The sequence below is a fragment of the Marinobacter sp. genome (assembly GCF_014859525.1).
Lineage (GTDB): Bacteria > Pseudomonadota > Gammaproteobacteria > Pseudomonadales > Oleiphilaceae > Marinobacter.
This window is the reverse complement of the sequence record NZ_JACUUB010000037.1, coordinates 1-19,317: the sequence shown is the minus strand read 5'-3', so window position 1 is coordinate 19,317 and position 19,317 is coordinate 1. Positions and strand designations below refer to the sequence as shown.

At 56.4% G+C, this 19,317-nt stretch carries 15 protein-coding genes; 6 read left to right on the top strand and 9 right to left on the bottom strand.

The window, feature by feature from the left end; genetic code table 11:
• Positions 1-13: 13 nt before the first annotated feature.
• Entirely contained in the window at positions 14-613 is a 600-nt protein-coding gene (locus IBX51_RS09305; protein ID WP_291830900.1) for a nitrous oxide reductase accessory protein NosL, read from the top strand.
• 248 nt (positions 614-861) lie between these two features.
• On the opposite strand, the gene moaA is transcribed toward IBX51_RS09305, so the two are convergent.
• Positions 862-1,854, bottom strand: a complete 993-nt coding sequence (gene moaA / locus IBX51_RS09300; protein ID WP_291830899.1) for a GTP 3',8-cyclase MoaA — start codon at positions 1,852-1,854, stop codon at positions 862-864.
• Between the two features lie 365 nt (positions 1,855-2,219).
• On the opposite strand from moaA, the gene IBX51_RS09295 reads away from it, so the two are divergent.
• Positions 2,220-2,657, top strand: coding sequence for an Rrf2 family transcriptional regulator (locus IBX51_RS09295; protein ID WP_291830898.1), 438 nt, complete (start codon positions 2,220-2,222; stop codon positions 2,655-2,657).
• Here IBX51_RS09295 and IBX51_RS09290 read toward each other — a convergent pair.
• Together IBX51_RS09290 and IBX51_RS09285 are read right to left on the bottom strand one after the other, a co-directional pair.
• Positions 2,645-3,736 (bottom strand): acyl-CoA desaturase, encoded by a 1,092-nt coding sequence (locus tag IBX51_RS09290; RefSeq protein ID WP_291830897.1) that lies wholly within the window; start codon positions 3,734-3,736, stop codon positions 2,645-2,647. The genes IBX51_RS09295 and IBX51_RS09290 overlap by 13 nt on opposite strands.
• Positions 3,737-3,781: 45 nt before the next feature.
• Positions 3,782-4,888: a ferredoxin reductase gene (locus IBX51_RS09285; RefSeq protein WP_291830896.1), complete on the bottom strand. Its 1,107-nt coding sequence runs from the start codon at positions 4,886-4,888 to the stop codon at positions 3,782-3,784.
• 197 nt (positions 4,889-5,085) lie between these two features.
• Between IBX51_RS09285 and IBX51_RS09280 the strand changes: the two genes are divergently transcribed.
• On the top strand, positions 5,086-5,715 hold the full coding sequence (locus tag IBX51_RS09280) for a TetR family transcriptional regulator (protein ID WP_291830894.1): 630 nt from the start codon (positions 5,086-5,088) through the stop codon (positions 5,713-5,715).
• Between the two features lie 11 nt (positions 5,716-5,726).
• Here IBX51_RS09280 and IBX51_RS09275 read toward each other — a convergent pair whose 3' ends face one another.
• From IBX51_RS09275 to IBX51_RS09265, 3 genes are all read right to left on the bottom strand, one after another.
• A complete protein-coding gene (locus IBX51_RS09275; RefSeq protein WP_291830893.1) occupies positions 5,727-7,103 on the bottom strand; it encodes a GntP family permease in 1,377 nt (458 codons plus the stop codon).
• A gap of 11 nt (positions 7,104-7,114) precedes the next feature.
• Positions 7,115-7,885, bottom strand: a complete 771-nt coding sequence (locus tag IBX51_RS09270; RefSeq protein ID WP_291830892.1) for a class II aldolase/adducin family protein — start codon at positions 7,883-7,885, stop codon at positions 7,115-7,117.
• 235 nt (positions 7,886-8,120) lie between these two features.
• Entirely contained in the window at positions 8,121-9,593 is a 1,473-nt protein-coding gene (locus IBX51_RS09265; protein WP_291830891.1) for a wax ester/triacylglycerol synthase family O-acyltransferase, read from the bottom strand.
• A gap of 194 nt (positions 9,594-9,787) precedes the next feature.
• Between IBX51_RS09265 and IBX51_RS09260 the strand changes: the two genes are divergently transcribed.
• The 3 genes from IBX51_RS09260 to IBX51_RS09250 all read left to right on the top strand — a co-directional run bounded on the left by IBX51_RS09260 (position 9,788) and on the right by IBX51_RS09250 (position 14,312).
• Entirely contained in the window at positions 9,788-10,687 is a 900-nt protein-coding gene (locus tag IBX51_RS09260; RefSeq protein ID WP_291830890.1) for a bile acid:sodium symporter, read from the top strand.
• A 159-nt stretch (positions 10,688-10,846) separates the two neighbouring features.
• Entirely contained in the window at positions 10,847-12,916 is a 2,070-nt protein-coding gene (locus IBX51_RS09255) for a TonB-dependent receptor (RefSeq protein WP_291830888.1), read from the top strand.
• Positions 12,917-12,953: 37 nt separating this feature from the next.
• Positions 12,954-14,312, top strand: coding sequence for a TrpB-like pyridoxal phosphate-dependent enzyme (locus IBX51_RS09250; protein WP_291830887.1), 1,359 nt, complete (start codon positions 12,954-12,956; stop codon positions 14,310-14,312).
• Positions 14,313-14,339: 27 nt separating this feature from the next.
• Here the strand turns inward: IBX51_RS09250 and IBX51_RS09245 are convergent, their stop codons facing one another.
• From IBX51_RS09245 to IBX51_RS09235, 3 genes are read right to left on the bottom strand one after another with little or no spacing between them, the layout of a single operon-like run.
• Complete coding sequence (locus IBX51_RS09245; protein WP_291830886.1) at positions 14,340-15,899, bottom strand: SpoVR family protein; 1,560 nt, start codon at positions 15,897-15,899, stop codon at positions 14,340-14,342.
• Entirely contained in the window at positions 15,896-17,185 is a 1,290-nt protein-coding gene (locus tag IBX51_RS09240) for a YeaH/YhbH family protein (RefSeq protein ID WP_291830908.1), read from the bottom strand. Before IBX51_RS09240 ends, IBX51_RS09245 begins: the two co-directional genes overlap by 4 nt.
• Positions 17,186-17,211: 26 nt before the next feature.
• Positions 17,212-19,134: a PrkA family serine protein kinase gene (locus IBX51_RS09235; protein WP_291830885.1), complete on the bottom strand. Its 1,923-nt coding sequence runs from the start codon at positions 19,132-19,134 to the stop codon at positions 17,212-17,214.
• Positions 19,135-19,317: the final 183 nt, after the last annotated feature.

Sequence of the window (19,317 nt, the reverse complement as noted above, 5' to 3'; positions counted from 1 at the left end):
GAACCCGAATACCATGACCGTAACCTTCAGCAAATGGCTCATCGCCGCCCTGGCCGCGATCACCCTCACCGCCTGCTCCGGCGATGAACCACAAACCCTGGCCAAACCCGACCCGGTCCACTTCGAATCCGGCGACGAATGCCACGTCTGCGGCATGGTGATCACCGGCTTCCCGGGGCCAAAAGGGCAACTGTTCACCGAACGCGAACAGCGCACCCGTAAATTCTGCTCAACCAAAGACATGTTCGCCTGGTTCCTCCAGCCCGAAAACGTCAACCGCGACCACACCCTCTACGTTCACAACATGGCGCAATCCCACTGGGACCACCCGGCAGACACCCACCTGATTGACGCCCGTGAAGCCTGGTACGTCGTTGGCTCCAACCGCACCGGCGCCATGGGCCCCACCCTGGCGTCTTTTGAAACCGAAACCGAAGCCACCGACTTCGCCGCAGAATACGGCGGCCAGGTACTGGCCTTCGCCGACATTACCCTGGACCACCTGAACGCCGGCATGGCGATGCATGGGATGGACGGTATGGGTGGCATGCAGGATGGGCACGACATGCATGGCCAGGACGATATGGCTGCTGAGCCACCCCATGACATGTGACCGTAATAATCACTAAGGTTTTATGGATGGCCAGTCAGGACTTGGTGCATAACAAGGGATGTATTTAAGGGCGGATACTCAGGAGGTCGAAAGAGCCGGTGAGGGTAGTCCTTCCAAAAATGTGCGGAGCCATGGATGGCGGAGCCCAAGCGTCACAGGGATGTGCCGAAGGAGCGTTTTTTGGAAGGACTACCCTCACTGGCTCTCCCCCCAAACCTTGAAGGCTGGCGAACACAGAGACTAATAACTTAACCGCCGGTCATATTCATAAACCGCAGAATCTCAACATCGCCATCGGCAGAAAAATGATGCCGCTCCGGCTTCAGATCCATCGCATCAATAATCGTCTGCCGCAGCTTATCGTCCGTCACCGGATGGCTCCGAAGCACCCGCATCAGATCCACCGAATGCTCATTGCCCAGGCACAACAACAACCGCCCCTCAACGGTTACCCGAACGCGATTACAGGTTGAGCAGAAATTGTGGGAATGCGGTGAGATAAATCCAACTTGCGTGGGGCTATCCTGCATCCGGTAATACCGTGCGGGGCCGCCAGAATCCTTGGTGGCCGGAATCAGTTCGTGGTGTTGACGGATGATGTCCCGCACCTCATCGCTGGTGCATAGTGCCAAGCCGCGATCGTGCTCGGAAATTTCACCCAGCGGCATCTCTTCAATAAACGTGATGTCCACTTGCTTCTTACGGGCAAATTCGACCAGTTCCGGAATCTCCTCATCGTTACGGCCTTTCATCACCACCGTATTCAGCTTGATGCCCCGGAAACCAGCGTCCCGGGCGGCATCGATGCCGTCCAGCACCTGATCCAGATTGCCGGTACGGGTGATGTTGCGGAACTTGTCCCGGTCCAGTGAATCGAGGCTGATGTTGAGTCGATGCAGGCCCGCGTGGCGCAGTTTTTCTGCCATCACCGGCAACTGACTGCCATTGGTGGTCATGGCGAAATCCCGCAAACCGTAAGTGCCCACTTCCCGAACAAGCTCAAGGATGTCTTTACGAACGAGCGGTTCACCACCGGTCAGGCGGATTTTTTCAGTACCCAGGGCAACAAAATTACGTGCCACCCGGGCGATTTCTTCCAAGGTCAGCACCTGCTGACGGGGTAGAAAGGTCATGTCCTCCGCCATGCAGTACACACAGCGGAAGTCGCAACGGTCGGTGACCGACAGGCGCACATAATTGACAGTGCGGCCAAATCGGTCGGTCAGCTTGGCTTGCGGCATTGGCAGGTTTCCCTGTCTTGAATCGTGAATTGTTTGATTAATAGGATAGTCAAAGTATCACAGATAAACCACTTCAATCCGATACCTCTCGGGGGGTAATCCCGGGTGAAATGTGTGAGGGAACGCTCCGGTCAACGGCTGGTCTGATCAATCAAGGTAAAGTTGATGACGTTTATCGGCGGCCACGCTGACAGACCCACGCTCGGATTCGCGGTAGAGTAGATGCAGTAATCAATTGTTCTGGTGCGGTTGTTATGAAAGCACCTTCTGGCAAAACCGGTTTCCTGATTCTGGCGTATACATCAGCGAGAACACACGCGCTCTCGGCCTTCCCATTAATGTAACGAGTATCTTTGGAGTATTGAATGCACATCACCCGCTATACCGATTATTCGCTCAGGGTGCTGATCTATCTGGCTGAACGGGGTGATCGGCTGGCAACCATTCAGGAAATTGCAGACAGTTACGAGATCTCAAAAAACCATCTGATGAAAGTGGTGCATCAGCTTAACAAGAAAGGCTACATCGAAACCGTTCGGGGTAAGAAGGGCGGTATGCGACTGCACATGGCTCCGAATGAGATTAACATCGGTGTGTTGGTTCGTGAAACCGAGCAGGATCTCAGCATCGTTGAATGCTTCTCAGAGAAAAATGCCTGCAAGATTTCTCCAGTGTGCGGTCTGAGAGGCATGTTCAGTCAGGCGTTGAAGGCTTTTCTGGAGACGCTTGACCAATACACGTTGGCCGATGTGGTCCAGGACCATCACCGGCCGCAGTTGGTGCGCTTGCTTCAGATTGCCTGAAGCTCGCGCTTGCCTTCCAGTCGGGTTCTCAGCGAATCTGGCAGGGAGTAGCGGGCGATGCGGCTTAACACTGTGCCGTATTGCTTCGCAAACGTGCCGGTGTTGTAGGGGATATCATGCTTTTTGCACACGGCCTGCACCTTTTCCGAGATTTCCGGGTAACGGTGTGCCGGTAGGTCCGGGAAGACGTGATGCTCAACCTGATAGCTCAGGTGGCCGCTCAGCACATGCAACCATTTACCGCCGGTAAAGTTGGATGAACCCGTCAACTGGCGTAAGTACCAATGGCCTTTGCTCTCGCCTTCGCATTCTTCTTCACTGAACGTTTCCGCATCCTGGGTGAAGTGCCCACAGAAAATCACGGTCGACGCCCACAGGTTACGGATCAGATTGGCGCCCAGGTTACCTGCCAAGACAATTGGCGCTACTGGCAACGTCAGTAATGGAAAAAACACGTAATCTTTGAAAGCCTGACGACCACCCTTGCGGGCAAAATCTTTGAGGAAGGGGATCTTGTCGCGCAGGCGGATTTCACGGCGAGTCAGTTTCTCTGTTTCCAGCTCGTGCAAGCCCACGCCCCACTGGAACAAGGTGCTGAGCAGAACATAGTTAATAAACTGCAGCGAATGCCTGGGTTTCCAGCGTTCTTCGTCACTCAGGCGCAACACCGCATAGCCGTAATCCCGGTCTTTACCAATGATATTGGTGTAGGTGTGGTGTTCGTAATTGTGGGTGCGGCGCCAGGATTCGCTGGAGCAAGCGGTATCCCACTCGTAAGTCTGAGAGTTCAGGCTGGGGTCGTTCATCCAGTCGTACTGGCCATGCATCACATTGTGGCCGATCTCCATGTTCTCCAGAATCTTGGCAATACCCAGGCTGGCAGTAGCGGCCACAAAAACCGGGGGAATAAAGCCAAAGGGCATCATCACCCGACCACCAATTTCCAGCGTGCGGTGCAGGCGAATAATCTTGCGGATGTAGTTGGCATCTCGTTCACCCAGGTCGGCCAGCACTTCGTCACGGATGGCGTCCAGATCTTTCTGCAGTTCGTTCAACTGATCATCGTTCAGTTTTTTCATGGTTTGCTCCTTGCGACCCGTTTGGTCGCAGCATTGAATTTTGGTTTATACGTCCAGTACGACAGGGCCCTGAGGAACTGAAACGCACAGTTGCACGGTCTCTTCACCGGGGCCGGATACTTTGCCGGTAAGGCGGTTAACCACGGTGCCACTGGTTTTGCGGCAACTGCACTGATGGCAAATGCCCATGCGGCAACCATGCTGTGGCTGGAGGCCGGCAGCTTCGGCGATCTCCAGCAGGTTGGCGTCGCCCTCGGAACCCACTTTCAGATTGCTGGTGGTAAAAGTGACGTCGCCACCAAGTTGGGCGCCGTCCAGCTGAGCCTGAGCGGGTGGTGCAAAAAAAGTGCTGTGGATCTGTTGCTCATTCACACCGCGCTGGCTCAGCAGATCATTGGCCAGGTCCATCAGGCCTTTTGGGCCGCACAGATACACTTCCCGTACTGGCAGACCGGTTACCGGTGTCAGATCGCTGTCTTTCAGGTAGCGAGGTTCTTTGCCCTCATGGGTTGCGATGATCGTCAGTGACAGCGCGGGCCAACGGGCGGCCAGGGCGGTCAGAGCTTCCCGGGCAATCACGTCATCCTGAGTCCGCACGAAGTAGAGCAGGGCAACGGATGCGCGATAGTTTTCGGCGGCCATCGTCTCGAGTTGGCTCAAAATCGGTGTAATGCCGCTGCCGCCAGCAATGTAAAGCGCGGGTTTGGCAGGCTGCGGGATCTGAAAATCACCGAAGGCTTCGGTCAGGCCAATCACATCGCCTTGTTTCAGGGAGTCGTGCATCCAGTTGGTTACCAGGCCGCCGGGCAGGCGTTTGATGGTCAGCGTGATCTCTCCCTGGCGTTCCCAAAGCAAAGGCGAGCTGGAGAGGCTGAAGGTGCGTGTGCGGCGAATGCCGTTCACATCGGTACAGATGTTCACATGCTGCCCCGCCTGGAACCCGGCCCAGCGTTTTGCCGGCGTCAGTACAAAGGTTTTGGTATCGTTGGTTTCCACAATAATGCGTTCAACGCGAGCTGGTGTGTACTCTTGTACCCACATTGGGTTGATCGTTGTAGCCAGTGGATCTAACCAGGCAGCCGGGTTGTCCCGGTTCATTAACTGCCGGCCCAGCCAGTGGAATGCTTTGGTGTTAGAGATGCGTGCCAGCATGGTGTCTTCTCCGAATGTGTTGATACTTGTTTAACCTGATGTGTACAAGTGTTCACTTATGTGTACGACTGTACACAGCAATTATGAGTTCAACAATCTTTGTTTTGTGTGTTGGCTCAAAATGACAAGCTGGCAGGACTTTTCTTAGGTCTAATGTGTACACTTGTGAACCGGATAAACGTGGTACGGGCAAACAAATGACAGATAAACAAAGACGCAGGCCTGGTGAAACCCGTGAAAAACTGATGAGCGCGGCGCTGGATCTGGTGGGCAAGGGACGGCATTTCGCCAGCTTGGGGATTCGGGAGATAACCCGGCAGGCCGGGGTGGTACCTACCTCTTTTTATCGCCACTTCCGCAGCGTGGATGATCTCGGCTTGCAGTTGGTGGACGAGCTGGGGCTGGTGTTGCGGCGGATGATGCGCGAAGCGCGAGCGAACGTTCTGCAGGCTGACAAGCTGATTGAAGAGTCGGTAGCCATTTTCGTGGCCCACGCCCAGGCCAATCGCAGTTTTTTTCTGTTTATGGCGCAGGGGTTGGCGGGCGAGAGCCGGGCCGTTCAGGAAGGCATCCGCAGTGAAATGCGATTCTTCGCAAGTGAGCTGGCCAATGATTTACGCCGGCTCCGTTTGATGGAGCATCTCAGTGATACTGATCTGGATCTGACCTGCGATCTGGTCGTGCGTACCGTGGCGTTCAGCCTGACCGACTTGCTCAGTGTTTCAGCCGATGACGACTACCAGGTGGGACAGGTGCGGAAGCGCACGACGCGCTTCTTGCAGATGGTGTTTGTTGGCGCTGCCCATTGGAACAGCCGCAGCGCCTGATCCTGTAATGGCTAGACTGCCGATGCCACACCAATGGCGACCAGCGTGGCGATCACGGGAATGGCGACGGTCACCACAAAGATGTCTTTGTAGGCTTCTTTATGTTTGAGCCCCATGATCGTCAGCATGGCAATCACGGCACCGCAATGAGGCAGTGAGTCGATGCCGCCGGAACCGAGGGTGGCGATCCGATGCAGAGTCTCGGGCTCAATGCCCATCGCAAGATACTTTTCCGCAAAGGTCTGCATAAAGATCTGCAGCCCGCCAGACCCGGAACCAACAATCGCCGAGACCACGCTGACCGAGGCAAACGCAGATAGCAGCGGAGGTAGCGGCAACTCCAACACCCACTGCGCAAAGCTGTTAAAGCCCGTGGTTTGGGTTACTACACTGCCAAAACCGATGACCGCAGCGGTGTTGAGCAGTGGCATGATGGCGTCGTTGGCGCCAACGCTCAGGCTTTCCATGGCTTTGCTGCGGAAGCCAGGAAACAGCAACACACAGCTGCCAGCGCCAATCATCAGGGCAAAGCTGGGCCAGACGATTGGCTCGTTACCGGCGAAGGCGATCAGCGTTCCCAACAAGGGCGTCTCGCCATCGGCTATGCCAAGCGCGGTCAGCAATCTTGGGATAATGATGGTGCTCAGGACCAGTGCCAGCGGAATAATACTGTGCTGCCACTTGGGGCCGTGTTGCAGCGCGGGCGCCATGTTCTCCATGTATTCATCCTGAGCATTCACCTGGTAGCCTTCTCCCGCTGCGCGGGCCCGGGTCCATTGCCGCTCCAGGTACATCAGTCCCAACACAAACATAACCACGCCGGCGGTCAGCCCGATCAGGGCGCCGGCAAACAGGTCTGTGCCCAGTGCGGAAGCTCCGATGACGTTGTGGATAGAGGGTGTGCCGGGCAGTGCTGTCATGGTAAAGGTGCCAGCCCCCAACGCAGTGGCGCCGCAGAACAGGCGCTTGGGCAGGTTGGCTTCGCGCATAAGTGCTACGCCCAGCGGGTACATGGTGAAAATCACCACGAACACAACCACGCCGCCATAGGTCAGCAGCGCACACACCAGTATGGTGACCAGTATGGTGCGTTTTGCGCCCAGGCTCCGAGTAATGGCATTGGCTATGGAGCCCGCAGCACCGCTGGAGGCCATCATTTTTCCGAAGATGGCACCGGCGAGGAACAAGATAAAAAACTTGCCCGCAAAACTGAACGCACCCAGTGGGCCGAACGGAAAGTACTCAAGCAGGGTTGGCGATAAACCCAACCCGTTTGTTGCTGCAACAATCAGGCTGGACACCAGGGCCGCGATCAGAATGTTGATTCCGCGCAACGCCATGAATATCAGTAGAATCAGGCCTGCCAGAAGACCAAGGTTTGCAAGCATGTGAACTCCTGTCAGTCTCGGAAGCCCGGGTCTATTCGGTCGAGCTTGCGCAGTAACCCAGGCCACGCCAGCTTGCCACCAAGGCCTTTGGTAACCTGCTCGGCCTGTTGTTTAATGGTATCGACAATGCCGGGCGGAATGGGTGTGAGCGGTCGGTTGCCCGAGAGTGCTTTGACCTGAATCTGACACGAGGTCTGCAGGATATACATGGCTAGAAAGGCATCGGCAACGCTGGTGCCGGTGGTCAGCAGGCCGTGGTTGCGCAGGATCATGAAATTTGTGTCGCCCAGATCACGTTGCAGGCGCGCTTTTTCGTCCTCCCGAAGGGCAACGCCCTCATAATCGTGGTAGGACAGGCTGGCCAGCGCAAACAGACTTTGTTGGGAAAGAGGCAGCAGGCCATCTTGCTGCGCCGATACCGCAATGCCATCGGCAGTGTGCAAGTGCATTACACAGGATGCATCTTCTCGCACGGCATGAATGGCGCTGTGGATGGTGAAGCCGGCCGGGTTGATATCGAAATCGTCAGAGTCGATCTTGTTGCCGTCCTGATCAACACGCACCAGGCTAGAGGCGGTGATTTCCTCGAACATCATTCCATAGGGATTGATCAGGAAGTGGTGTTCATTGCCTGGTATTCGCGCGGAGATGTGAGTAAAAATAAGGTCGTCCCAACCGTGGAGTGCCACCAGGCGATAGGCCGCCGCAAGGTCAACCCGAAGTTGCCACTCCTGTTCACTGACCTTGTCTTTCTTTGATGGAATGGAGCGTTGTTCGGACATAATGCGCTTCTCTTTATGCATGTTGTTTTTGTGGTGTTCATTCTCTCTACCGCCGAGTGTAGGGATTCTGGGCCGGCGATGTCTATTTTGAGGATGATATACTGTCGGGGCTTTTCGCAAGTGTAGGTGAGAGGTTGCGTAGAATGATTACCAGCCGGATCGAACTCACCGATCCGGCCGTAGTGCAGGATGGCCTTCAGGCCCCGGATTAGCGTGGGCGCCGAATGCCATCAGGTCAGCTTTGGCTTTTCGTGCCCGTAGCCTTCGGTGCTTTCCGGCTTCTCTGAGGTTTGGCCTTTGTTGTCTTGGCGGGCGGAGGCAGGATCAGGCTTTCCAGCTCATCCAGTGCTTCTCCGGTATACACCGCCAGCCTCTGCATGCTGGGCAGAGTGTCGCGGCAGCCGGTGTAACCGAAGTTCAGTGACCCGGAATAGCTCAGGCAGGTAATGTTCAGGGCCCCGCCGTGGGCAATCAATGATACCGGATACATGGCTTCGAGCTTTGCCCCTTCATAGTAAAGTGTTCGTTCCGGCCCCGGGACATTGGAAATTGTCACATTAAACACGGGCCGCATGCGCCCGCCCAGGCCAGACATCAGCTGCAGGATATAGGGTGACATCAGCAGCATGGTGTATTGGGTCAGTGCACTCTTCGGCAGTTTTTGCAGATGCTCCTTGGCCCGTCGGGTAGACGTCTTTATTTGCCGGAGTCGGTTTAGCGGGTCTGCTTCGTCCGTTGCCAGGGAGGCAATCATGAAGCTGATTTGGGTGCCGGTGCCTTGATCGTCCGCCGGGCGAATGTTAACCGGAATCCCCGCCGTCAACGGAATGTCTGGAAGCTGGCCCTGTTCAAGCAGGAACCGGCGCAGAGCCGTGCCGCACAGGTACAGAACAATGTCATTCAGTGAGCCGCCGCTGGTTTGGGCCAGCGCTTTCAGCCGTTCCAGCTGATAATGTTGGGTGGCGAAACGGCGCTGGCCGGTCACCCGGTGATTCAACAAAGACACGGGGCCAGTGAAGGGTGCCGTCAGGCCGTCTTCCGGGTGCCGTACCGAGTGAACCAGGCGGTTGCCGGCCTGCCACAACCTCGGGGCCATATCGGCTTGAAGTTTCAGGGCATCCATCGCCTGTGAAACCGCTGCCGGCACACTGGCTTCTTTATCTGTCTTGCTGCCTCGGCGACGCTCCGGGCGCACCGTCCAGGGCGGTGGCATGTTGATGCGGTCAGGGTCTGTGGTCAGCACTCTTTGCAGCAGACGCACACCGCTGATGCCATCAATCATCGAGTGATGCATCTTGGTGTACAGCGCAAACCGATTGTTTTCCAACCCTTCAATAACATGGCATTCCCAAAGCGGGCGGGCAAAATCCAGGGGGTTAGAGTGCAGGCGCGACACCAGTATGCCAAGCTCTCGCTCGCCGCCGGGGCGGGGCAGGGCCGAGTGCCGTACGTGGTAATCGAGATCGATATCCTTATCGGTTTTCCAGGATGGTGCCACCAGTCTCCCGAGAAAGCCGGACCAGGCCAGCTTGTATCCCCAGGGTGCTGCCACATCACCCGCCTCTTTCATGCGGGTGACCATATCCCGCAGGAAAGTTTCCGGTGCGCCTTCCGGCAGTGAAAAAATCTGCAGGTTCCCCACGTGCATCGGGGTGTCTTCAGATTCTACCGCTAACCAGGATGCGTCCAGTGTTCCGAGACGTTTCATTCCTTGTGTATCTCCGTCACTTAGTCATTTTTTGATTGTTACCTGCAAGTATACTGATTACGGTGTAAACACACGATCAAAACGCCCATTTTGTTCTGGCTTTTGCATGATTTTGCAGTTACACACTGTAGCCATCCGGCGCTGCCGATCTGTCGGGTAGTGTGCTAATTTCTTGCTGCAAACAACGAATAACAATGAACAACGGAGGTTTTGTGGAATCCAGCCCGCTGATCTCGGCAGGTTTGCCGGTGGCGCTCTTTATTATCATGATCGGCATTGGGATGACCCTGACTGTCAGGGATTTCCGCCAGGTAGCGGTTTACCCCCGTGGCATGGTGGTTGGCACCATTGCCCAGATTTTTCTGATGCCTCTGGCCGCGTTCGCGCTGGCCTATGTGTTTGGGGTGTCGCCTGCCATTGCGGTAGGCCTGGTGATTATTGCCTCGTGTCCCGGAGGCACCACATCCAACCTGTTCGTTTTACTGGCCCGGGGTAACATTGCCCTGTCTATCGTTTTGACGGTTGTAGCCAGTCTGATCACCATCATTACCCTGCCTTTGTTTACCAACATGGCCCTGCAGCATTTCATGGGCACGGCAGAAGACATCTCGCTGCCGGTGGGCAAGACCATTGGTATGCTGGTGGGTATCGTGCTGTTTCCGGTGGCGCTTGGCATGATTGTGCGCACCCGCAAGCCAGAGCTGGCGCGCAAAGCCGAGAGTGTGGTCAGCATTTTCGGTGGCGTGGTGCTGGCGGTTCTGATTGTGGCCCTGCTGTTCGGTGTGCGTGACCAGATTGGCGATTTGCTGAAACAGGCCGGCCCTTCAACCATCATGCTCAATGTGGTGGGCATTGTTCTGGGTCTGCTTGCCGGGCGGGTAGCAGGCCTGACTCAGAGGGAGTCACTGGCTGTGGCGGTTGAGCTGGGCGTCAAGAACGCGACCATTGGCCTGATGGTTACCCTGACGCTGCTGGAATCCAGCGCGATGTCCATTCCTGCTGCCGTATACGGCGTGCTTATGTTCCCTATCGGGTTCTTGCTGGCGGTGTATGGGCGCATGGTGATTCCGAAGTCTTCACTGGATAAAAAGTAGGCCTCAAGTTGTAGTGCCAAAGTTCTGGTTATCCGCCGGTAAGTGACAGTTTTATTTATGTATTTTTTGTATTGGAATGGTGCCTGGGGCACGCGGATCCAATACGAATTCCGTCATTGCCCGTAACTCATGGGTGAAAGGCAATGAGGAGATCAAGTAATGAAGAATACACCTCGTATTGTGGCACTGTTGGGCAGCAGCCTGGTCATTGCCAGCCCGGCTTACGCCCAGCCTTCTGGTTCGTCGCCAGATGAGCTGGTACTGGAGGTATCGGCTCCGCGTTTGGTGCGGGATTTGTATCAGACACCTGCAGCGGTTTCTGTTGTGGATGCTCCCGCTATCCGCCAGGGTCAGCAGCGCCTGCAGCTTGATGAATCCCTCAATACCGTGCCGGGCCTGTTTTTTCAGAACCGGTACAATTTTGCCCAGAACCTGAGGCTGTCTACCCGTGGCTTTGGGGCCCGCGCACCCTTCGGTATTCGCGGTATTCGCATTCAGGTGGACGGCATTCCCTACACCTTGCCGGATGGCCAGTCGCAGATCGATGCCATTGATCTGGATTCCGCCCAGCGCATTGAGGTTATTCGGGGCCCGTCTTCGGTGCAGTATGGCAATGCGGCCGGCGGCGTGCTGGATATCACTACCGCCCGTGGCGATGATCTGCCACCCGGCGCCCGGTTGCGCCTTGATGGCGGCAGTGATGATTACCGCAAGGCCGCCATTCAGGGTAATGGCGTGCGGGGCGATACCAGTGCCATTGCAACGCTATCCTGGATGAACGTAAACGGCCATCGGGAACAGAGTGAGGCGGAAAAGGGCCTGTTCAACGCCCGGGTCTCCCATGAACTGGACACAGGGCGCGAGCTGACAGCCACCTTCAACGCTTTGCATAATCCGAAAGCCCAGGACCCGGGCGGTCTCACGCTGGCCCAGGTACAGGAAGATCCGGACCAGGCCACCTTTATGGCCAAGCGCCTGGATAGCGGCCAGACGGTGAATCAGCAAACTCTGGGGTTGCAGTACCGGGATGCCTCTGCACTACCCGGCGAGGTAACGGTGAATACCTTTTACAGCCATCGGGATTTCGCCCAGCAGTTGCCTTTCCCCGGCGCCAGCCGCGTGGCCTACGATCGTCATTTTTATGGCATCAGTTCCCAGTACCAGCAAGGTTCCGAGCTGGCCGGGCGAGCTTTGACCTGGGTGACCGGCGCGGATGTCCATCGGCAGTCGGATGACCGCCGGCGCTACCGGGTGTCTCCCATGGGCGAGATTACCGCGCAAACCCAGGCGGAAACCCAGAATGCGACAAACGTGGCTGTATTTGCTCAAGGGGATCTGGCGCTGACGGATCGGTTGAATTTTTCACTCGGGACCCGCTGGGATCATTTGCGGCTGTCAGTCGATGATGAACGGCTTGAGGACGGTGATGATTCTGGTAGCCGGACTTTCCGGGAGGTCAGTGGTGTGGTCGGCGTGAGTTATCGCCTGGCACCCCGGCATCAGGCATACGCCACCGTTGGTACGGCGTTTGAATCGCCCACCTTTACCGAATTTGCCAATCCCTCTGGTGCCGGCGGCTTTAACCCGGATGTGGAGCCGCAAAAGGCCCTCAACCGGGAGATTGGCGTTCGTGGCTTGTGGGGCAACTCGGTCAGTTATGATCTGGCGCTATTTTCAATCCGAGTGAAAGACGAAATCCTGCCCTATGAGCTTGGCGGCCGTACCTTCTATGAAAACGCTGGTGAAACCCGGCGCAATGGCGTTGAATTGGGCTTGGGTTGGGATATCTCTTACGCCTGGCGCATGACGACTGCACTGACTCTGGCAGACTACGAGCTGCGCGATTTCACAGACGAGCAGGGTAATGACGCCGATGGCAATGAGATTCCCGGCCTCCCCGGCACGCTTTGGGTATCGGAATTGGAATGGCAGGGCATGGCAGGTCGGTTTGCGGCGCTGGAATGGCAGTACGTTGGCAGCTTCTATGCCGAGAACAGCAACCAGACCAAAGTCAGCGATTACTGGTTGCTGGGCGCCCGGGCCGGAGACTCCCTGCGCCTGGGTAATCAGACCCTCAACCTTTATGCCGGCGTGCGCAATGCGCTGGATGAGGATTACTTCAGCAACGTGCGCATCAATGCCAATGCAGACCGGGCTATTGAGGACAGAGGCTACTTTGAACCCGGCGCCGGAAGAACTTTTTATGCGGGCCTTGAATGGGTATTCTGACGCTCTTGAAAAAGAATAACTTGGGGTAATCGACACTATGCAAACGAAGTTTCTCCTTGAAGAAGACCAGATGCCGAAGTACTGGTACAACCTGCAGGCGGATTTTGCCAAGCCTCTGCCCGCGGTGTTGCATCCGGTTACCCAACAACCTGTTGGGCCGGCAGACCTGGAGCCGCTGTTCCCGCCGGCGTTGATTGAACAGGAAGTGACTACAGAGCGGGAAGTCGAGATTCCTGAGCCCGTGCGTGATGTCTACCGCATGTGGCGGCCGGCGCCGATGTTTCGCGCCCATCGGCTCGAGAAAGCTCTGGGTACACCGGCGAAGATTTTTTACAAGTACGAAGGTGGCAGTCCCGCAGGCAGCCACAAACCGAATTCCGCCATTCCCCAGGCGTTTTTCAACCGGGAAGCCGGTATACGCACCCTCACCACAGAGACCGGTGCTGGCCAGTGGGGTACATCCCTGTCGTTCGCCGGTTCGCTGTTCGACATAGACGTCACTGTCTTCCAGGTTCGTGTCTCCTACGACCAGAAACCTTACCGCCGGGCGGTCATGGAAACCTACGGTGCCAACTGCGTGGCGTCGCCGTCCAACCTCACCGAATTCGGTCGCAAGGTTCTGGCGGAGAATCCGAGCCATACCGGCAGTCTGGGAATCGCTATTTCTGAGGCGGTAGAGCTGGCGGTCAAAGACCCGAAAACCAAGTATGCGCTGGGTTCGGTGCTGAACCATGTGCTCCTGCACCAGACCGTAATCGGGTTGGAGAGCATGAAGCAGATGGAAATGGCCGATTGCTGGCCGGATGTAATCGTGGGCTGTACCGGTGGCGGTTCGAATTTTGCGGGCATCGCCTTTCCGTTCATGGGTCATGCCCTGCGCGGTGGTGAAAATCCCCGGATTGTTGCGGTAGAACCTTCCGCCTGCCCAACGTTGACCCGGGGCAAGTACGCTTACGATTATGGCGATACGGCTCAGATGACGCCGCTGACCAAGATGCATACCCTGGGTTCCGGCTTCACACCGCCCGGTTTCCATGCCGGGGGCTTGCGTTACCACGGCATGGCGCCGATGGTGTCACATGCCAAGGAGTTGGGATTGTTTGAGGCCGTCTCTTACACCCAGCGCGAGTGCTTTGAGGCGGGTGTGCTGTTTGCCCGTAACGAAGGCATCGTGCCGGCCCCGGAGGCCAATCATGCGGTTAAGGGCGCGATTGATGAAGCGTTGCGTTGCAAGCGAGAGGGCAAAGAGGAGGTCATTCTCTTTAACCTGTGCGGCCACGGCCACTTCGATATGGCCGCGTACACGTCGTACTTTGCTGGCGAGTTGAGTGATCACGAATACGATGATCAGGAACTGGCCATGGCGTTGTCAGGGTTGCCGTCCGTTAAAGCCTGATGCAATAAAAAGGAGTGGCCCTGTCGGTCACTCCTCCCCCTCGATTTTCGGCGGGCAGTGATGTTCCTCAACCACTGTGCCGTTATCCACGCTCTCCAGGTGCACATCAAAGCCCCACAGCCGGTGGGCATGCTTGAGCACCTCGTCTGTCTCTTTGCCCAGCGGCACTCGGTCCACGGGGATGTGGCGCAGGGTCAGGGAGCGATCGCCCCGGATGTCGACATTCCAAACCTGTATGTTCGGTTCCCGGTAACTGAGGTTGTACTGCCGTGCCAGTTTCTCCCGCAGCACCCGGTACCCCGGGTCGTCGTGGATGGCGGTCACGGTGTAGTGGTCTTCCTGGTCATCGTTCTCGATGGCGAAGAGTTTGAGGTCTCGCATCACCTTGGGTGACAGGAACTGCTGGATAAAACTCTCATCCTTGAAGTTGTGCATGGCGAAGTGCAGGGTTTCCAGCCAGTCTTTGCCGGCAATATCCGGGAACCACGCCCGGTCTTCCTCGGTGGGGGTTTCGCAGATACGGCGCAGGTCGGTGAAAATGGAAAAGCCCAGTGTGTAAGGGTTAAGGCCGGAATACCAGGGGCTGTTGAACGGTGGCTGGTACACCACGGCGGTATGACTTTGCAGGAATTCCAGCATGAAACCGTCGGTCACCAGACCTTTCTCGTACATACGGTGTAACAGGGTGTAGTGCCAGAACGTCGCCCAGCCTTCGTTCATCACCTGGGTTTGACGCTGCGGGTAAAAATACTGGGCCAGCTTGCGCACAATTCGCACCAGCTCTCGCTGCCAGGTTTCCAGCAGAGGCGCGTTCTTCTCGATGAAGTAGAGCAGGTTTTCCTGGGGCTCCGGAGGGTAGCGGGGGTTGCGCTTGACCGGATCGTTATCTTCCTCCGGTTTCGGAATCGTGCGCCACAAATCGTTGATTCGGCGTTGTTGGTACTCCTCTCGTTCTTTTTGGCGCAGAACTTCTTCCGCAGCTGAGATGGGAGAGGGGCGCTTATAGCGGTCCACGCCGTAATTCATCAGCGCATGGCAGGAGTCGAGGATCTGCTCCACCGCGTCCACGCCGTGGCGTTCTTCGCACTCGGAGACATAGTTCCGGGCAAACACCAGGTAATCAATGATAGCGCTGGCGTCGGTCCAGGTGCGGAACAGATAATTGCCTTTGAAAAACGAGTTATGGCCATAGCTCGCGTGGGCAATCACCAGCGCCTGCATGGGCAGGGTGTTTTCTTCCATCAGGTAGGCAATGCAGGGGTTGGAGTTGATCACAATCTCGTAGGCCAGCCCCATTTGCCCGCGCTGGTAACCCTTGGAGGTCTGCAAGAACTGCTTGCCAAACGACCAGTGGTGATAGCCCACCGGCATGCCGACCGAGCTGTAGGCATCCATCATCTGCTCGGCGGTGATCACCTCCACCTGATTGGGGTAGGTGTCGAGGCCAAACTCGGCGGCGCATTTGGCGATTTCCTCGTCGTACTTCTGGATCAGCTCGAAGGTCCATTCCGAACTGGTAGAAATGGGCGTTCCTGCCTTGGGTTGTTCGCTTTCCGGTGCGTTCGGGCGATCAATCAGGCCGCTCATGCCACTTTCCTCTCGAACAACTGTCGGAATACCGGGTAAATGTCGCCAGGGTCTGCGAGCTGTTGCATGGCAAAACTCTGGGGAAACTGCGCCATGATCTTTTCGTATTCGTACCAGAGCATCTGGTGATCCTGGGGCGTGATCTCGATATAGGAATAATACTGCACCAGCGGCAGAATGCTGTCGGCCAGCAGCTTGCTGCACACCGGGGAGTCATCGTTCCAGTTGTCACCGTCTGAAGCCTGGGCGGCGTAGATGTTCCATTCGGCCGGGGAATAACGCGATTCAATGATCCGGTGCATCAGCTTCAGGGCACTGGAAACAATGGTGCCGCCAGTTTCCCGGGAATAGAAAAACTCCTCTTCGTCGACTTCCTTGGCGCTGGTGTGGTGGCGGATGAACACCACCTCGATCTTCTTGTAATTCTTCTTCAGGAACAGGTAAAGGAGAATAAAGAAGCGCTTGGCGATGTCTTTGTGCATCTGGGTCATCGAGCCAGACACGTCCATCAGGCAAAACATGACAGCGCTGGTGGCCGGTTTGGGTTGCTTCCGGTGCTGGCGGTAACGCAGATCGATCTCGTCGATAAAGGGAATGCGTTTAACGTTGGCCTTGAGCCGGGCGATTTCCTCTTCCAGAACCTTGATCTGGTCTGCGTGACTGAACGCAGGATCGAGATCATCCGGCGCGGTTCTCAGCGCTGCCAATTGGCTTTCCAGATCTTTGATTTTCTTTTTACGGGCACCGCCCAGACCCAGTCTGCGAGCGTGTGCGCCCCGCAGTGAACGCACCACGTCCAGCTTGGCGGGCACGCCCTGGCTGGTGAAGCCGGCACGCACGTAGCTGAAAGCTTCGGTGTCTTTGAGTTTTTTGCGGGCCAGATTGGGCAGTTCCAGATCATCAAACAGGAACTCCAGAAATTCCTCCTGAGTGATCTGAAAAGCGAACTCATCCATGCCTTCGCCGTCCGGGCTGGCCTGGCCTTGTCCCTGACCCTGACCACCGCCGCCCTCGGGCTTGGCAATGGTGTCGCCGGCTACCCATTCCTGGTTGCCGGGGTGCACCACTTCCCGGCGACCACCGGGGCCGTGGTGAAAAGTGGGTTCCTGTATATCCCGGGCCGGAATACTGACCTTCTCACCACGTTCGATATCGGTAATTGAGCGTTTTTGAACGGCTTCAGATACCGCCTTCTTGATGTGATGGCGGTAACGGCGCAGGAACCGCTCCCGGTTAACTGCGCTTTTGTTCTTGCCATTCAGGCGCCGGTCAACGATGTGGGTCATACCCATATTACTGCTCCCGCTGGCGGTTAATGGGATTTACGCACACGCAGATACCACTCGGCGAGCAAGCGGACCTGTTTCTCGGTGTACCCACGTTCGACCATGCGTTCCACAAACTGCTTGTGCTTGTTCTGGTCTTCCTGGCTGGCTTTCGGGTTGAAGGAAATCACCGGCAGCAGGTCTTCAGTGTTCGAGAACATCTTCTTCTCGATCACGCTGCGCAGTTTCTCATAACTGAGCCAACTCGGGTTTTGACCCTGGTTGTTGGCTCGGGCTCGCAGCACAAAGTTGACCACTTCGTTGCGGAAGTCCTTGGGATTGCTGATGCCGGCGGGTTTCTCGATCTTTTCCAGTTCGTCGTTGATGGAGGCTCGGTCCAGAATCTCCCCGGTTTCCGGATCCCGGAATTCCTGATCCTGAATCCACAGGTCGGCATAGGTCACGTAACGGTCGAACAGATTCTGGCCGTATTCGCTGTAGCTTTCCAGGTATGCGGTCTGGATTTCCTTACCAATAAACTGGACATAGTGGGGAGCCAGATACTCTTTGATGAACCGCAGGTAGCGCTCCTGGGTTTCCGGGGCGTACTGCTCCTGTTCGATCTGCTTCTCCAGCACGTACAGCAGGTGTACCGGATTGGCAGCGATTTCGGTGGTGTCGAAGTTGAACACTTTTGACAGGATCTTGAAGGCGAATCGTGTAGACAGACCGTCCATGCCCTCCATCACACCGGCAGCATCCCGGTATTCCTGGATGGATTTGGCTTTCGGGTCGGTGTCTTTGATGCTCTGGCCGTCGTACACCTTCATCTTTGAGAAAATGCTGGAGTTTTCCGGCTCCTTGATGCGCGACAACACCGAGAACTGGGCCAGCATGTCCAGCGTATCCGGCGCGCAGGGCGCGCCCGACAGTGAACTGTTTTTTAACAGTTTGCGGTAAATCTCGATCTCTTCGGACACCCGCACACAGTAGGGCACCTTGACGATATAGACCCGGTCAAGGAACGCTTCGTTGTGCTTGTTGTTGCGGAAGGTCTGCCACTCGGATTCGTTGGAGTGGGCCAGAATCACGCCATCAAAGGGCACCGAGCCCATGCCTTCGGTGGTGTTGTAGTTGCCTTCCTGGGTAGCGGTCAGCAATGGATGCAGCACCTTGATCGGCGCCTTGAACATCTCCACAAACTCCATCAGGCCCTGGTTGGCTTTGCACAGGCCGCCGCTGAAACTGTAGGCGTCCGGGTCATCCTGGGAATAGTCTTCCAGCATGCGGATGTTGACCTTGCCCACCAGCGCCGAGATGTCCTGGTTGTTGTCGTCGCCAGGCTCGGTCTTGGAGACGCCGATCTGGTCGAGCACCGAGGGGTAGCGTTTGACCACCCGGAACTGGCTGATGTCACCGCCGAATTCGTGCAGCCGTTTCACCGCCCAGGGCGACATGATGTTTTTCAGGTATCTGCCCGGAATGCCGAACTCTTCTTCCAGAATCGGGCCGTCTTCATCCGGGTCAAACAGGCCCAGCGGGCTTTCGTTGAGCGGTGAATCCTTGATGGCGTAGAAGGGCACTTTCTGCATCAGCGCCTTGAGCTTTTCGGCCAGGGACGATTTGCCGCCGCCGACCGGGCCGAGCAGGTACAGGATCTGTTTCTTCTCTTCCAGGCCCTGGGCGGCGTGGCGGAAGAACGACACAATGTTTTCCACGGCTTCTTCCATGCCGTAGAACTCGGAAAATTCGGGGTAACGTTTGATGACTTTGTTGGAAAAGATGCGTGACAGGCGTGGGTCACGGGAGGTGTCGATCAGTTCTGGTTCGCCGATGGCAATCAGCATTCGCTCCGCAGCGGTGGCGTATGCTGTTGGGTCCTTTTTGCAGATCTCCAGGTATTCCTCAAGGGAGTATTCTTCCTCCTGAGTGGATGCATACCGGTTTTTGAAGTGCTGCACGATGCTCATAGATGGCCCCTCGCTTACTCTTGCTTGTTATAGAACCGTGTTAGTTCACGCAATGTCCCCGTTGCTGTTACGCCGCCGATCCCGGCGGTGTGCCTTGATGAATGGGTTAATGGGATGGTGTTGTTATACAGGTATACGTTATCCGGAGCTTTCCGGCCTGTTAGCTTTGAGCTTAGTTCAGAG

Excerpts from the sequence above, each read along its gene's own strand:
- IBX51_RS09305 (WP_291830900.1), top strand. The coding sequence starts at position 14 with ATGACCGTAACCTTCAGCAAATGGCTCATCGCCGCCCTGGCCGCGATC.
- moaA (WP_291830899.1), bottom strand. The coding sequence starts at position 1,854 with ATGCCGCAAGCCAAGCTGACCGACCGATTTGGCCGCACTGTCAATTAT.
- IBX51_RS09295 (WP_291830898.1), top strand. The coding sequence starts at position 2,220 with ATGCACATCACCCGCTATACCGATTATTCGCTCAGGGTGCTGATCTAT.
- IBX51_RS09290 (WP_291830897.1), bottom strand. The coding sequence starts at position 3,736 with ATGAAAAAACTGAACGATGATCAGTTGAACGAACTGCAGAAAGATCTG.
- IBX51_RS09285 (WP_291830896.1), bottom strand. The coding sequence starts at position 4,888 with ATGCTGGCACGCATCTCTAACACCAAAGCATTCCACTGGCTGGGCCGG.
- IBX51_RS09280 (WP_291830894.1), top strand. The coding sequence starts at position 5,086 with ATGACAGATAAACAAAGACGCAGGCCTGGTGAAACCCGTGAAAAACTG.
- IBX51_RS09275 (WP_291830893.1), bottom strand. The coding sequence starts at position 7,103 with ATGCTTGCAAACCTTGGTCTTCTGGCAGGCCTGATTCTACTGATATTC.
- IBX51_RS09270 (WP_291830892.1), bottom strand. The coding sequence starts at position 7,885 with ATGTCCGAACAACGCTCCATTCCATCAAAGAAAGACAAGGTCAGTGAA.
- IBX51_RS09265 (WP_291830891.1), bottom strand. The coding sequence starts at position 9,593 with ATGAAACGTCTCGGAACACTGGACGCATCCTGGTTAGCGGTAGAATCT.
- IBX51_RS09260 (WP_291830890.1), top strand. The coding sequence starts at position 9,788 with ATGAACAACGGAGGTTTTGTGGAATCCAGCCCGCTGATCTCGGCAGGT.
- IBX51_RS09255 (WP_291830888.1), top strand. The coding sequence starts at position 10,847 with ATGAAGAATACACCTCGTATTGTGGCACTGTTGGGCAGCAGCCTGGTC.
- IBX51_RS09250 (WP_291830887.1), top strand. The coding sequence starts at position 12,954 with ATGCAAACGAAGTTTCTCCTTGAAGAAGACCAGATGCCGAAGTACTGG.
- IBX51_RS09245 (WP_291830886.1), bottom strand. The coding sequence starts at position 15,899 with ATGAGCGGCCTGATTGATCGCCCGAACGCACCGGAAAGCGAACAACCC.
- IBX51_RS09240 (WP_291830908.1), bottom strand. The coding sequence starts at position 17,185 with ATGACCCACATCGTTGACCGGCGCCTGAATGGCAAGAACAAAAGCGCA.
- IBX51_RS09235 (WP_291830885.1), bottom strand. The coding sequence starts at position 19,134 with ATGAGCATCGTGCAGCACTTCAAAAACCGGTATGCATCCACTCAGGAG.